The following is a 14,932-nucleotide window of genomic DNA, read 5'->3' as shown; positions in this document are numbered from 1 at the left end:
ATGTTTACTGTTGTTCTGTCCACTTATCCACAATATCTCGCCAATCTAATTGATAGTAAAACCAATATTGTTCACGTAATGGAATCTCGCATACGGGTAATAACCAAGGTTTATATTTTGTGGTGTAGTGAATAATTTTTGGGGATTTGCCCTGAAAGTCTTCTGCAGGGGCAATATGTTCTTGCATATTGTGGTGCATAAAGGCAAGACGTGCGGCAACTTGATAGTTATAAATTTTTTCAGCGGGTTGCCATTTCCCTTTTAAAATAATATTTAAAATATCTTGGTCGCCATAATACACCTTTTGAGCCTTCTGCGTTAATTCTATTAACTGTGCTTCAATATTGTCTGCACGCCATTTTTCTAAATTTAGCAACATGACACCTGAGTTAAAATACGGTTTCATGTCTGGAAATTCTTTATAGGAATGCGGAACGGTGTTTAAGAAGGTATCAAACACGGCGAAAGCTGTATTTTCCTCAAAATCTCGATGATAGAGTGTGCGTAGGCAACCTGCCACAATTATGTCGCAATCTAAATACAACACACGCTCAAGGGGAAGTTGCCCAACTAAATAGCGGTAATAACTGGCTTCAGAAATATGACTTAAGGTTGAAAAATTGGCGAAAATATCCGAAAGGACTTTGGCATCAAACACTTCTGAACCAAAATGACTCAACTTACGGTTTAATACCTCAAACCATTCGGTCGGATAATCTTTATTCAGTAAATAGAAATGAACATGGCGGTTATGATAACAAATGGATTTAATTAAGGTGGTCACTTGGGTTGTAAATTTTACATCTGCACATAAAACAATATTCATATATTCCATGTCATTCATTCTCTTTGAATTTAGAAAAACAAGTTGTTATTGTAGTCTTAAATCGATAATAAGGCGATGCTTGCACAACAAAACTTTCTGAATATCGACCGCACTTTTCACTGTGACATACAGATTTTAGAAAGGAGAAGAGATAATAAAAAAGGCTTGGGGAAAACCAAGCCTTTTTCTGGGAATTAATCGCCCAAACGCTCTTTGATACGAGCTGATTTACCTGAACGCTCACGTAAGTAGTAAAGTTTCGCTTTACGCACCGCACCTTTACGTTTAACTGTGATGCTATCAACGACTGGTGAGTGAGTTTGGAATACACGTTCAACACCTACACCGTTAGACACTTTACGTAGTGTGAATGCAGAGTGCAAGCCACGGTTACGAATTGCAATAACCACGCCTTCGAATGCTTGCAAACGACGTTTGTTACCTTCTACTACCCATACTTTAACTTCTAAAGTATCACCAGGGCGGAAGCTTGGTAAGTTTTGTTTTAACTGTTCTTGTTCAAGTTGTTTAATGATGTTACTCATAATAATTAACCTTTTAATCCTAGATTGAACTGATATTCACTGTATTCTGCTTTAATTTGCTTTAACAGTTTGCTTTGTTCGTCAGTCAGAGCTAGGCCTTCTAATAGCTCAGGGCGTCTTAACCATGTTCGTTTAAGGGATTGTTTCAATCGCCATTTGCGAATTTCTTCATGATTACCAGACATCAGCACAGGTGGCACAGTCAAGCCATCTAAATGTTCAGGACGAGTATAATGTGGGCAATCGAGTAATCCCTCAGCAAAAGAATCTTCTTCTGCTGAGGCTTGTTTGCCTAGTACACCAGGGATAAATCGTGCCACCGCATCAATTAATGTCATGGCAGGCAATTCTCCCCCAGTGAGCACATAATCCCCGACTGACCATTCCTCATCAACTTCGGTTTCGATCAGTCGCTCATCAATACCTTCATAGCGTCCGCATAGCAAAATCAATTTCTGATGTTGTGCTAAGACTTTGACGCCCGCTTGATCGAGTTTTCGTCCCTGTGGCGAAAGATAAATCACTTTCGCGCCTTCTCCCACTTCAGCTTTGGCAGCGAAAATGGCATCCCGTAAAGGTTGCACCATCATCAGCATACCCGGACCACCGCCATAAGGCCTGTCATCCACTGTTTTGTGCTTATCATGCGTAAAATCACGAGGATTCCAGCACTGCACTTGTAAGAGATTTTGTTTTACTGCTCTACCTGTTACCCCAAATTCTGTAATCGCTTTGAACATTTCGGGGAATAGACTAATAATCCCGATTAACATAAGTTATCCTTATATATCAAAATGCTACAACCAAAGCGGACATGCATACCTGAGGTTAGAAACCAGCGTCCCAATCCACGACAATTGTCTTCGTGTTGAGATCCACTCTTTTAACTACTTGTTCATACAAAAACGGAATTAACCGCTCTTGTTTTCCAAAAGCATCTTTGCTATTTGCACGCACAACCAACACATCATTAGAACCTGTTTCCATCATTTCGGAAACCTGACCCATTTGATAGCCTTCAAGATTCACCACTTGGCAACCGATTAAATCATGCCAGTAATAATCGCCCTCTTCTAATTCAGGGAACACCGCCAAATCCACACCAATTTCAACATTGGCAAGAGTTTGAGCCGCTTCACGATCATCAATGTTTTTTAATTTCACAATTAAATCGTTGTTGTGATAACGCCAGCTTTCGAGTTCTGTGGGTTGCCATTGACCTTTAATTTTTAAAAACCAAGGCTGATAGTCAAAAATGCTTTCTGCATATTCTGTTGATGAATAAATACGCAACCAACCACGAATACCATAAGTTGAGCCTAATTTGCCAACCACTTCAATTCTTTGCTGTTCCATATTCATCACCTATTTTCTACTGCGACTAATGATAAATTAGTACAAATTATGCAGCTTTTTTTGCTTCTTTTACTAAGCTTTCAACACGATCAGATAAAGATGCACCTTTCTCTAACCATGCATTAACACGGTCTAAGTCTAAGCGTAAACGCTCAGCGTTACCTGTTGCTAATGGGTTGAAAAAACCAACACGCTCGATGAAACGACCATCACGAGGTGAACGGCTGTCAGCCACAACAATTTGATAGAATGGGCGTTTTTTAGCTCCGCCACGAGATAAACGAATGGTTACCATAACCTTCCTCTAAATGTTTGATTACAAAAAGAAAATACTCAATTATCGAAGTTATCTTGAGTATTAAACTTACTTTTTTCTCTGTATATATAGACAAAAAGCCTGTGGATCATACTCTTTTTTAATAAAAAAGCAAGGAATAAGCGGTGCGACATGGCTTTTTCTGCGAAAAATGTGATGGATTTTTCAATTAAATTTTATCGTTAAAACGGGTAGAATAAACACTTTATTTCAAAACAGGTTGAAAAGAAAAATGCAAAAAATCCTCGTGATACGCAACGATAAATTAGGTGATTTTATGTTAGCTTGGCCAGCATTTGCCATGCTTAAACAATCCAATCCTGACTTAAAATTGACCGCACTTGTGCCGAGCTATACGGCTGATTTGGCACGTCTTTGCCCCTATTTAGATGATGTGATTATTGATGCGGGGAAAAACGCAGATAAGCCTGCACAGCGGGCGACTTTACAGGCAATCAAGGCGGGGAACTTTGAGGGTTCGATTAACTTTTTTTCAGATAAATATAATGCATGGTTAGTGTGGAAAGCAGGAATTCCTTTTCGTTTAGCCCCCGCTACGAAGCTGATTCAGTTTTTATATAATCATCGTGTCATGCAACGCCGTTCACAATCCTTAAAGCCTGAGTTTGAATACAATTTGGATCTTGCTCGTGCCTTTTTGCGAAAAAATCATTGTCCAATTGTTGAGCCGAGCCCGCCTTACTTAACCTTTGAGGAAAGTGCGGTGCAAAATCAGCGAGAAATGCTTAGCCAAACTTTGGGGCTTGATGTTGCTAAAAAATGGTTTTTTGTGCATAGCGGTTCAGGGGGATCTGCCACTAATTTATCGTTGGCACAATACGCTCGCTTGATTTCGGGTTTATTGTCGCAATTTGATTGCCAAATCGTGCTGACAGCTGGACCGAATGAAAGTGAAAAAGCACATGAGTTAGCCTTGCTTGTCAATCATGCCAATGTGGTGATTTATGATAAAAATGCAGGCTTGGTGGATTTTGCTCATTCTTTAGCCTGTGCAAATTTATTCATTGCGGGATCAACAGGTCCATTACATTTAAGTGCGGCGTTAAATATTCCTACTATTGGTTTTTATCCAAGCCGTCGCTCTGCCACGCCGTTACGTTGGCAGCCGATTAATGAGGCGGATAAACACTTAGCATTTTCACCGCAAACACAGGATCGGAAAAAGCAGATGGATCTGAGTTTAATTGATATTGAGCAGGCACTAACTCGGGTGATTCCCTTTGTGAAAAAATGCTGGCAGCTTGATCAATAACTGCAAGGTAATTTGGACGACCCAACCAATTGAGATGGCAAATAATAGGGTGCCAAGCCCCAAGGTTCCCCCTAAAAGAAAACCTAATGAGCAAACGCTAACCTCCATGATGGTGCGAACAATGCCGACTTTAAGATGAAAACGTTGGCAAAAGCCAACCATTAAGCCGTCTCGGGGACCTGCCCCTTGATGGCAAGTTAAATAAAAGGCGGAACCGACACCGAATAATAAGATTCCTATCGACAAATAAAAATAGCGGTTAAAAAGTGCGGTCGGTTTTGGCATAAATTCTGCTGTTAAGCCTAGAAAAAAGGCGATGACAATAATATTTAAAATGGTGCCAAGTCCTAAACGTAGTTTTAGCGGAAGCCAAAATAACATCACGACACAGCTAATCATAAACGAAGACCAACCCACACTCACATTAGCTTGTAATGCCACACCTTGCGAAAGCACCGTCCAAGGGGCAGAACCAAGATGAGAAAGTAAAATCAGACCTTCCCCAATGCCTAAGATCGCAAGTGAGCAAATTAAGACAGTTAGCGATTTTGTTTCTATCGCCCAGAAAGAACTGGCTGCCCAAGGGGTTTGTGGTAAGACATGAAATTTTTTTTGCATAATCACGTGGAAGAGTAAACTTAACGTTTTATGATAATAGAAAAGAAAGATTATCCCAATAAGATTCTGTCATATCTTATGCCTTTCACCAAACTGAGAAGCTCATCACATTTTAATGAAAATATGCTCCGTTTTAACGATTTCGTTAGCAATAACACAAGATTTTTAACAAAAAAACAAGTAAAATGGCGAACTATCATTCATCTAAGTAAAGGACATTACAATTATGAGTACACTCATTAGTATTCTAGGTATTGTTGTATTATTGGGTATTGCTTTCTTATTATCTAATAATCGCAAAGCCATTAATTTCCGCACTGTATTTGGTGCATTAGGAATTCAAATTTTCATTGGTGCATTGATCTTATATGTACCTGCTGGTCGTGATGCCTTAAATTGGTTAGCGAATGGCGTACAGAAAGTCATTAACTACGGCAACGAAGGGATTAGTTTCCTATTTGGTGGCTTAGTGAGCGACAAAATGTTTGAAGTCTTTGGTGGCGGTGGCTTTGTGTTCGCTATCCGTGTGTTACCAACAATCGTCTTCTTCTCTGCATTAATTTCATTGCTTTACTACATTGGTGTGATGCAATGGATCATCAGAATTATCGGTGGTGGCTTACAAAAATTATTAGGCACCTCAAAAGCAGAATCCATGTCTGCCGCAGCGAATATTTTCGTTGGTCAAACTGAAGCACCGTTAATTGTGAAACCTTATATCAGTAAAATGACAGAATCTGAGCTTTTCGCCATTATGTGTGGTGGTTTAGCATCAATTGCAGGTTCAGTCATGGCGGCATTCGCAGGGTTAGGCATTCCACTTCCTTACTTAATTGCCGCCTCTTTCATGGCTGCACCAGCAGGGTTATTATTTGCTAAACTGCTTTATCCACAAACTGAAAAATTCAACGATAATTTAGAAGAAAATGCAGAAACAAAACCTGCTAACATTTTAGATGCCGCCGCAAATGGTGCCTTATCAGGTATGCAATTAGCCTTGAATGTAGGTGCTATGTTAATCGCATTTGTGGCATTAATTGCATTATTAAATGGTATCTTAAGCGGCGTTGGCGGTCTCTTCGGCATGTCAGACTTATCATTAGGTTTAATTTTAGGTTGGATCTTCAAACCACTTGCTTGGGTGGTGGGCGTACCTTGGGCTGAAGCAGAAATTGCTGGTCGCATGATTGGTACCAAATTAGCCATCAATGAATTTGTAGGTTATGTTGAATTTGCTCCTTACTTATCGGATGCTGCACCAGCAGTATTAACAGATAAAACAAAAGCAATCATTACCTTCGCATTATGTGGTTTCGCAAACTTTAGCTCAATCGCTATCTTAATTGGTGGTTTAGGCGGCATGGCTCCGACTCGTCGTGGCGACATTGCACGTTTAGGGATTAAAGCGGTTATCGCAGGATCACTGGCTAACTTAATGAGTGCTGCCATTGCAGGTTTATTTATTGGTTTAGGTGGTGTCGCATTGTAAGCTAAAAAGTGCGGTATCATTTCACCACGTTTTTAACTCAACACCACGACATTGTTCGTGGTGTTGTCATCTGGGGCAAAGGTAAACGTTTGCTTATCAAGCAACGCATTCAAATTTCATCCACTGCCACAAAAACACAATATGAGAATGATCTTTTAGGGTCTTTAACATATAATCAAACGCAAATTTTTCCACACTCAGCGAAAGTTCAGCGTTCGTTTCACTTCGATAAGCAAAACATGCTATCGTCAACTTAACAAAGAGGAAATATTATGACTCCACATATTAACGCTCCCGCAGGTGCATTTGCAGATGTTGTATTAATGCCGGGCGATCCTTTACGTGCAAAATATATTGCAGAAACGTTCCTAGAAAATGCCAAAGAAGTCACCAATGTGCGTAACATGCTAGGTTACACAGGGACCTATAAGGATCGTAAAGTCTCTGTTATGGGTCACGGTATGGGTATTCCATCTTGCTCAATTTATGCGAAAGAATTAATCACAGAATACGGCGTGAAAAAAATCATCCGTGTAGGTTCTTGTGGTGCAGTTCGTAGTGATGTGAAATTACGCGATGTTGTTATTGGTGTAGGGGCTTGTACAGATTCTAAAGTGAACCGTACTCGTTTTAAAGATAATGACTTTGCCGCCATTGCAGACTTCGATATGACCTTAGCCGCCGTACAAGCCGCAAAAGCAAAAGGTGTGGCTGTCCGTGTCGGTAACCTTTTCTCGGCAGATTTATTCTACACACCAGATGTTGAAATGTTTGATGTGATGGAAAAATACGGCATCTTAGGGGTAGAAATGGAAGCTGCGGGTATTTATGGGGTGGCAGCAGAGTTCGGGGCAAAAGCATTGACTATCTGCACGGTGTCTGACCATATCCGTACCCATGAGCAAACCAGTGCTGAAGAACGTCAATTAACGTTCAATGAAATGATTGAAATTGCGTTGGAATCTATTTTGATTGCGGATAACGCCTAATCCCTTCTACTAAAAAGTGCGGTGAAATTTTTTTGAAATTCACCGCACTTTTCTCTTTTATCCGTTAATATTCCCACTGTTCAGGATCGATGCCTAACGATAACATAATTTTCTTGGCTTCTTCAGGAATTTCATTCTGACGATCTTTCATTAAATCATCGTCTGTCGGCAATGGCTGCCCTGTAAAGGCATGTAAAAATGCTTCGCAAAGTAATTCACTGTTTGTTGCATGACGTAAATTACGAATTTGTCGACGAGTACGCTCATTCGTTAAAATTTCTAATACTTTAATCGGAATTGAAACCGTAATTTTTTTGACTTGCTCGCTTTTCTTACCATGTTCCGCATAAGGGCTAATGTATTTTCCATCCCAATTTGCCATTTTTGTTATCCTATCCAATTGCCTAATAATCTTGTGGTATTTTAATGAAAAATCAGGAAAATAACAATCTAGACGTAAAGATTGCTAGATATCTATTTTATTCACATATGATTTACAATAAAAAAGAAAGGCACCCACTGGATGCCTTAAAAAACCATTACAGGGATTGAACCAGCTGTTTTAAATAGTGCTTAAACTTATTGCCTAATTGAGGATGGTGTAAACCGTATTCCACAAATGCTTGCATATAACCAATCTTATCGCCACAGTCGAAGGTTTTTCCTGTCATATGAAAGGCTTCTACCGTTTCTTTTTCAATCAGCATATCAATCGCATCCGTTAATTGAATTTCATCCCCCACACCCATCGGTGTTCTTTCCAGTAAATCCCAAATTGTTGCAGAAAACACATAGCGTCCAACCACCGCAAGATTAGAAGGTGCATTCTCAATACTCGGTTTTTCCACAATATTACGAATTTTTGTGCTTTCGCCACCTGCTAAAGCAACACCACCACAATCTACCACACCATAGCTACTGAGCTCTTTTTCAGCAACAGGGGTGACCATGATCTGGCTTAATTGCGTCTCTTCGAAACGCTTTACCATGGTGGCTAAATTTTCTGTTTTTTGATCCGCAGAAAAATCCGCTAACAACACATCTGGTAATACAACGGCAAAAGGCTCATTTCCAACAAGAGGACGACCACACAACACCGCATGACCAAGCCCTTTTGCATTGCCTTGACGTACATGCATAATGGTGACATCTTTTGGACAAATAGAACGGATTTCATCTAAGAGCTGACGTTTAACACGCTTTTCTAACATGGTTTCCAATTCAAAAGAAGTGTCAAAATGGTTTTCAATCGCATTTTTTGAAGAATGCGTAACCAATACAATTTCTTTCATGCCAGCAGCAACGCACTCATTCACGACATATTGAATTAATGGTTTATCCACAAGCGTTAACATTTCTTTTGGTATCGCTTTGGTGGCTGGTAACATGCGGGTACCCAACCCTGCTACTGGAATAATTGCTTTCATTGCTTTCCCTTCTTTCTAATAATAAATGACCGCACAATACGGAAGTAACGTGCGGTCTTTTCGTGAAATTATTGGCGTAATAACGCTAAAATTTCTTCTGTTTTCTCTGCCATTAACTGTTTATCCCCACGCGTTTCAAGATTTAAACGCACAACAGGCTCTGTGTTCGAGCTACGCAGATTGAATCGCCAATTTGGATATTCAATACTGATACCGTCAATATCATTGACACTGACTGCATCTTTTTCGTAAGCCGCTCTAACACGAGCAATCGCAGATTTTGCATCGGCTAATTTGCTATTAATTTCCCCCGGAGATGGATAGGTATCGATACTCTCGCCAACAAGCTCACCCAAGGTTTTGCCTGTTGTGCAAACTAATTCCATCACTAATAGCCAAGGAATCATTCCACTATCACAATAGAAGAAATCACGGAAATAGTGGTGTGCACTCATTTCACCGCCATAAATCGCATCAACTTCACGCATTTTTTCTTTAATAAATGAGTGACCCGATTTCGACATGACTGCCTCACCACCGTTCTCTTCTACTAATTTAATGGTATTCCAAATTAAACGTGGATCATAAATAATCTTCGCACCCTTATGTTTTTGTAAGAATGCTTGACCAAGTAGGCCGACAATGTAGTATCCCTCAATAAATCTTCCCTTCTCATCAAATAAGAAGCAACGGTCAAAATCACCATCAAATGCAATACCCATATCAGCATGATTGGCAAGTACGGCATCAATCGTATCTTGACGATTTCCATGAAGAATTGGATTAGGAATACCGTTTGGGAAAGTCCCATCTGGATTATTATGAATTTTAATAAATTCGACAGGGACACGTTTTGCTCTAAATTGTGCTTCAATGGCATCAATCACATGCCCTGCCGCCCCGTTACCTGAATTGATAACGAGTTTCATTGGTTTTAAGTTATCTAAATGAATATAAGATAACAAATGCTCAACATAGTCCCCCAGTACAGACAATTGTTTGTACTCACCACGTTGAGAAACTGGAGAAAAATTATTTTCTTCTGCTAAGCGTTGGATATCTCCCAAGCCAGTATCAGCACTAATCGGGCGAGACCCCTCTCGTACTAATTTTAATCCATTGTAATCCATTGGATTATGACTTGCGGTTACTTCGATTCCACCATCTGCTTTTAAAAATGATGTTGCAAAATAAACCTCTTCAGTGCCCGTTTCGCCTAAATCAATGACATTAACACCTGAATCAAGCAATCCATTTGTTACTGCACTTTTGAGTTCCTTACTCGTTAAACGAACGTCTCCACCGACGATGATTGTTTTGGGTTTCAAGAATTGTCCAAATGCACGACCTATACGATATACGATATCAACATTTAGCTCATCACCTAAACGACCACGGATATCATAAGCTTTAAAACAAGTTAATTTACTCATAATTCCTCCATATTTTCATAAAGATCACTCAGATTGTTGCTGTTCATCCATCGCTTGTTTAATGCGTTGGTAAATCTCTTCTCTATGAACAGAAACATCTTTAGGGGCTTTAATCCCAATTTTTACCTGATTGCCACGTATATTCAGAATCGTGATAGAAATATCATCGCCGATGAGTAAGCTTTCGCCAACTTTACGGGTTAAGATTAGCATGTGAACTCCTCACCTTTAACAGTTTAGTATAATGTCCCTATTTTTTAGCGAATTCCTTATCAAAACCTATTGATCATTGTGTTAAACCACCAATGATATATCAAAAGCTAAATTACAAATTAGCTTTTAACCATTCAGAGCCAACCAACAATGCTTGACTCACGTTTTCCACCTGTGTACCACCAGCCATAGCCAGATCAGGACGACCACCGCCTTTACCGCCAACTTCTTGTGCTAACACATTGACTAACTCACCAGCTTTCACTTTAGCAGTTAAATCATTGGTTACTCCGACGATTAAACTCACTTTTCCATCAACCACAGAGGCAAATGCAATAATCGCAGAACCAAGTTGATTTTTTAAGTCATCCACCATTACACGTAACGATTTTGAATCCACGCCATCGAGCTGTTGAATAATGACAGAAACATCATTAATTTTAATCGCACTTTTCGCTAAATCCGATCCAGCTTGCATTGCCGCCTTCTCTTTTAACGAAAGCAATTCTTTTTCGGTTTTCTTCGATTTTTCTTGCAGTTGCTGAATTTTATCAACAACCGAATTGACATCCGATTTCAATAATTCTGCAGTTTGCGTTAATAAAGCTTGTTGCTGGTGTAACCATGCTATTGCATTTTCACCAGTTACCGCTTCAATACGACGTACACCTGCAGCAATTGCCGTTTCTGCAATTACTTTACATAATCCAATATCTCCAGTGCGTTTTGCGTGGATTCCCCCGCAAAGCTCAATGGAAAAATCGCCCATGGTAAGAACTCTCACCTGATCGGCGTATTTCTCACCAAACAATGCCATTGCACCTTTTGCTTTAGCGACATCAAGTGCCATCAATTCAGTGCGAATTTCATGGTTAGCTCGAATTTGTTGGTTAATAATACGTTCAATTTCGATAAGTTGTTCTTTCGTAATTGCTTCTGGATGTGCAAAATCAAAGCGTAACGCAACATCAGAAACTAGAGAACCTTTCTGAACAACATGAGTGCCCAATACTTGACGTAATGCAGCATGCAATAAATGCGTTGCAGAGTGATTTAACGAGGTTTGATGACGACGTTGTACATCTACCACCGCATTGACTAACTGACCAATCGCTAAACTACCTGAAGTCACTTTCCCAATATGTCCAAAAACTTGACCATATTTCTGCGTATCCTTGACCTCAAAGGCGAAGCCTTGTCCTTCTAAGCGACCACTGTCACCAATTTGACCACCTGATTCCGCATAAAATGGTGTGTTATCTAAAATGATTACCGCACTTTGACCAGCTTCGACTTGCTCCACTGGTTTACCCTCACAGAAAAGTGCGGTCACTTTTGCGAGAGTTTCTGATTCTGTATAGCCTTCAAAGGTTGTTGTCCCATCAAGGCGGATCACGCTGTTGTAATCCATGCCAAATTGACTGGCTGATTGAGCACGTAAACGTTGTGCTTTCATCTCACGGTCGAAACCCGCTTCATCAATGGTAATGTTACGTTCACGGCAAACATCGGCGGTTAAATCAAGTGGGAAACCATAGGTATCGTATAGTTTGAATGCAACCTCACCAGAAAGTTCACCGGTTTTTACTTGATTTAATGCATCATCTAATAAGGCCAGCCCACGCTCTAAAGTACGTGCAAATTGCTCTTCTTCTAAGCGTAATAATTTTTCAATATTGGCTTGTTTATCTTTTAATTGTGTGCCTGCTTCTGCCATCACGTCAATTAAGGTTGGCACTAACTTATGGAAAAAGGCTTCTTTTGCCCCTAATAAATTTCCATGACGTACAGCACGACGAATGATACGACGTAATACATAACCACGGCCTTCATTTGAAGGAATCACCCCATCGGCAATCAAATATGCACAAGAACGAATGTGATCCGCAATGACACGCAACGATTTGTTATTCAGATCTTTTTCACCAGTTAACTGAGCGACTTTCTCAATGAGTTTTTGGAAAATATCGATCTCATAGTTAGAGTTAACATGTTGTAAGACCGCACTAATACGCTCCAAGCCCATACCGGTATCCACAGAAGGCTTAGGTAATGGCAACATTGTTCCATCTGCTTGACGGTTAAATTGCATAAAGACAATGTTCCAAATTTCAATATAACGATCGCCGTCTTCTTCTGGGGATCCTGGTGGACCACCCCAAATATGATCGCCGTGATCATAAAAGATTTCTGTACAAGGGCCACATGGTCCAGTATCCCCCATTTGCCAGAAGTTATCTGACGCATAAGGTAGCCCTTTGTTATCCCCAATACGAACAATACGTTCTGCGGGTACACCGACCTCTTTATTCCAAATGTCGTAAGCCTCATCGTCGGTTTCATAAACGGTCACCCATAATTTTTCTTTAGGTAAACCTAACCAACGTGGTGAAGTCAAATATTCCCAACCAAAATGAATGGCGTCTTTTTTGAAGTAATCGCCAAAACTAAAATTTCCGAGCATTTCAAAGAAAGTATGATGACGGGCAGTATAACCAACATTTTCAAGGTCATTGTGTTTTCCGCCTGCACGCACACAACGCTGTGCGGTTGTTGCACGTGAATAAGAACGCTTATCCATGCCAAGAAAAACATCTTTAAACTGATTCATTCCCGCATTAGTAAACAAAAGTGTTGGATCATTCTCTGGTACAAGAGAACTGCTCTCAACAATCTGATGTCCTTTTGTGTGGAAAAAATCAAGGAAAGATTGTCTAATTTCTGCTGTTGTTTTCATTTATATATAAGCCTTGCTTTTTATATTATTTCCAATAATCGAAACCAAAATACGATTAAAAGTTAGTCTACTTTATTTTGTCATATTTTTAAAATTTATAAAAAACATTTTTGCAAGAATAACTAAAATAACTAAGATTTTTGACTTATTTCTGCGAAAAAAATAAACCGCACTCCGTTTATCTTTTTCGAAGTGCGGCTCGTTTTTTAAACGTTTAATATTGCATAATTATTCATCACGTAGTGGAACAACTAGCATATCTACAGTAATATTATTCATGACTTGTCGAGTCGAGGACATTAATTTACTCCAGAAGTCTTGGTGATGTCCAGTAACAAGTAGATCAACATCGTATTTTTCAATAGCATCTGTTAAAACTTGACCCAAATCGCCGCTTCCACTTAATTTTTCCGATACTGGGTAACTAGATTGCTCAGCTAATTGTACCAGAGAGTGTTGCGTCTCGGTAGAGATTCTATCCTGCATTGATGCCATATTTACATCAATCAATCCTGTATACAGGTCAGAAAAGTTAACATCTACATGAATAATTGATAATTTTGCCTGATTACGTTTTGCGACACCAGCGGCTTTTTCTAACAAAAATGCACTTTCATCAGAAAGGTCAACTGCAACTAATACGTGTTTATACATAATAAACTCCTCATCTGCCTTAGGTTGAACATCTTCACTAAGTATCATATCACTGCGGTATTCAAAATAATATGCCTTAGATCACGTTTTAAAAAGTTTTCTTTCATTCCTCAATCTTTATTCCCACTTAAAAGATTATGCTATGATGAATTCATCATGTTAAGCATAGGAAAAAAAATAAAATGGCACACACTATCCAAAATTTTATAGAGCTTATTGCAACACTGCGTAATCCAAATGGCGGATGTCCATGGGATCTTAAACAAAATTATGACTCTATGATTCCATGTTTGCTTGAAGAAAGCTATGAAGTTATTGAAGCAATTCAGCAGAAGAACATGGAAAACCTGCGAGAAGAGCTGGGGGATTTACTTTTACAAGTGGTCTTTTTTAGCCAATTAGCCTCGGAAGATCAACACTTTACGTTCGATGACGTGGTCAATGATGTGGCTGAAAAAATCATTCGACGCCACCCTCATGTTTTTGGTCAGACCAGTGCAAACAATGAACAAGAAGCCTTAGAAAATTGGAATGCAATCAAGGCACAAGAAAACAACCAAAAAGGACAACAATCTATTTTAGACAATATTCCACATGCTTTTCCCGCCCTCATGCGAGCAGAAAAACTCCAAAAACGTTGTGCCAAAGTCGGTTTCGATTGGCGTGAATTAACGCCTGTTCTTGAGAAGGTGTACGAAGAGCTTGACGAAGTGAAACAAGAGTTAAACAAAGTGAATAAAGATCAAAATAAAATAGAAGAAGAAGTCGGGGATTTATTATTTGCAACGGTTAACTTAAGCCGACATTTAAAATGCCAAGCTGAAGAAAGTTTACGCAAAGCAAATAATAAATTTGAAAAACGTTTTCGTGCCGTAGAAAATAAATTAAAAGAACAAAATAAAACCGTTGAACAAAGTTCATTAATGGAAATGGATTTATTATGGGCTGAAGTCAAACAAAGCGAAAATAATCTTGCAGAAACGCAGAAAAGCACATGATAAAAAATAAACAAGATTGTGATAAACGCCACAAAACACAGGGGTTGGCGTGACAGGC

Annotated in this window: 16 protein-coding genes; 4 read left to right on the top strand and 12 right to left on the bottom strand. The window is 39.4% G+C overall.

Annotated features, from left to right (window positions below):
* Window positions 1–4 precede the first annotated feature (4 nt).
* The 5 genes from ACPEEM_RS11070 to rpsP form a co-directional block, all read right to left on the bottom strand.
* Window positions 5–826: a glycosyltransferase family 8 protein gene (locus tag ACPEEM_RS11070; protein WP_424407018.1), complete on the bottom strand. Its 822-nt coding sequence runs from the start codon at window positions 824–826 to the stop codon at window positions 5–7.
* A gap of 194 nt (window positions 827–1,020) precedes the next feature.
* A complete protein-coding gene (gene rplS / locus ACPEEM_RS11065) occupies window positions 1,021–1,371 on the bottom strand; it encodes a 50S ribosomal protein L19 (protein ID WP_424402159.1) in 351 nt (116 codons plus the stop codon).
* Window positions 1,372–1,376: 5 nt separating this feature from the next.
* Window positions 1,377–2,144 carry a tRNA (guanosine(37)-N1)-methyltransferase TrmD gene (gene trmD, locus ACPEEM_RS11060; RefSeq protein WP_424402158.1) on the bottom strand — a complete coding sequence of 256 codons (768 nt, stop codon included), beginning with the start codon at window positions 2,142–2,144 and terminating at the stop codon, window positions 1,377–1,379.
* A 55-nt stretch (window positions 2,145–2,199) separates the two neighbouring features.
* On the bottom strand, window positions 2,200–2,727 hold the full coding sequence (rimM, locus tag ACPEEM_RS11055) for a ribosome maturation factor RimM (protein ID WP_424402157.1): 528 nt from the start codon (window positions 2,725–2,727) through the stop codon (window positions 2,200–2,202).
* A gap of 46 nt (window positions 2,728–2,773) precedes the next feature.
* On the bottom strand, window positions 2,774–3,022 hold the full coding sequence (rpsP, locus tag ACPEEM_RS11050) for a 30S ribosomal protein S16 (protein ID WP_005763610.1): 249 nt from the start codon (window positions 3,020–3,022) through the stop codon (window positions 2,774–2,776).
* Between the two features lie 253 nt (window positions 3,023–3,275).
* Between rpsP and ACPEEM_RS11045 the strand changes: the two genes are divergently transcribed.
* Window positions 3,276–4,316, top strand: coding sequence for a glycosyltransferase family 9 protein (locus ACPEEM_RS11045; RefSeq protein ID WP_424407016.1), 1,041 nt, complete (start codon window positions 3,276–3,278; stop codon window positions 4,314–4,316).
* Here the strand turns inward: ACPEEM_RS11045 and ACPEEM_RS11040 are convergent.
* On the bottom strand, window positions 4,266–4,934 hold the full coding sequence (locus ACPEEM_RS11040; RefSeq protein WP_424402155.1) for a YczE/YyaS/YitT family protein: 669 nt from the start codon (window positions 4,932–4,934) through the stop codon (window positions 4,266–4,268). The genes ACPEEM_RS11045 and ACPEEM_RS11040 overlap by 51 nt on opposite strands.
* A gap of 226 nt (window positions 4,935–5,160) precedes the next feature.
* On the opposite strand from ACPEEM_RS11040, the gene ACPEEM_RS11035 reads away from it, so the two are divergent.
* The gene (locus tag ACPEEM_RS11035) at window positions 5,161–6,423 is read left to right on the top strand and encodes a NupC/NupG family nucleoside CNT transporter (protein WP_424402154.1); all 1,263 of its coding nucleotides are present in this window, start codon (window positions 5,161–5,163) and stop codon (window positions 6,421–6,423) included.
* Between the two features lie 272 nt (window positions 6,424–6,695).
* Complete coding sequence (gene deoD / locus ACPEEM_RS11030; protein WP_424402153.1) at window positions 6,696–7,412, top strand: purine-nucleoside phosphorylase; 717 nt, start codon at window positions 6,696–6,698, stop codon at window positions 7,410–7,412.
* Window positions 7,413–7,476: 64 nt separating this feature from the next.
* On the opposite strand, the gene metJ is transcribed toward deoD, so the two are convergent.
* The 6 genes from metJ to uspA all read right to left on the bottom strand — a co-directional run bounded on the left by metJ (window position 7,477) and on the right by uspA (window position 13,876).
* A complete protein-coding gene (gene metJ / locus ACPEEM_RS11025; protein ID WP_424402152.1) occupies window positions 7,477–7,794 on the bottom strand; it encodes a met regulon transcriptional regulator MetJ in 318 nt (105 codons plus the stop codon).
* A 157-nt stretch (window positions 7,795–7,951) separates the two neighbouring features.
* Window positions 7,952–8,839 (bottom strand): UTP--glucose-1-phosphate uridylyltransferase GalU, encoded by an 888-nt coding sequence (gene galU / locus ACPEEM_RS11020; protein ID WP_424402151.1) that lies wholly within the window; start codon window positions 8,837–8,839, stop codon window positions 7,952–7,954.
* Between the two features lie 68 nt (window positions 8,840–8,907).
* Window positions 8,908–10,272, bottom strand: a complete 1,365-nt coding sequence (locus ACPEEM_RS11015; RefSeq protein ID WP_424402150.1) for a phosphomannomutase CpsG — start codon at window positions 10,270–10,272, stop codon at window positions 8,908–8,910.
* A gap of 24 nt (window positions 10,273–10,296) precedes the next feature.
* Window positions 10,297–10,485, bottom strand: a complete 189-nt coding sequence (gene csrA / locus ACPEEM_RS11010) for a carbon storage regulator CsrA (RefSeq protein ID WP_424402149.1) — start codon at window positions 10,483–10,485, stop codon at window positions 10,297–10,299.
* A 112-nt stretch (window positions 10,486–10,597) separates the two neighbouring features.
* Complete coding sequence (gene alaS / locus ACPEEM_RS11005) at window positions 10,598–13,222, bottom strand: alanine--tRNA ligase (RefSeq protein ID WP_424402148.1); 2,625 nt, start codon at window positions 13,220–13,222, stop codon at window positions 10,598–10,600.
* Between the two features lie 228 nt (window positions 13,223–13,450).
* Window positions 13,451–13,876: a universal stress protein UspA gene (gene uspA / locus ACPEEM_RS11000; protein WP_424402147.1), complete on the bottom strand. Its 426-nt coding sequence runs from the start codon at window positions 13,874–13,876 to the stop codon at window positions 13,451–13,453.
* A gap of 182 nt (window positions 13,877–14,058) precedes the next feature.
* Here uspA and mazG point away from each other — a divergent pair, with 182 nt between their 5' ends.
* Window positions 14,059–14,874 carry a nucleoside triphosphate pyrophosphohydrolase gene (mazG, locus tag ACPEEM_RS10995; protein ID WP_424407014.1) on the top strand — a complete coding sequence of 272 codons (816 nt, stop codon included), beginning with the start codon at window positions 14,059–14,061 and terminating at the stop codon, window positions 14,872–14,874.
* The last annotated feature ends 58 nt before the right edge of the window (window positions 14,875–14,932 follow it).

The organism is Pasteurella pantherarum (assembly GCF_049670885.1).
GTDB lineage: Bacteria > Pseudomonadota > Gammaproteobacteria > Enterobacterales > Pasteurellaceae > Pasteurella.
This window is presented reverse-complemented; position numbering and strand designations above follow the sequence as displayed.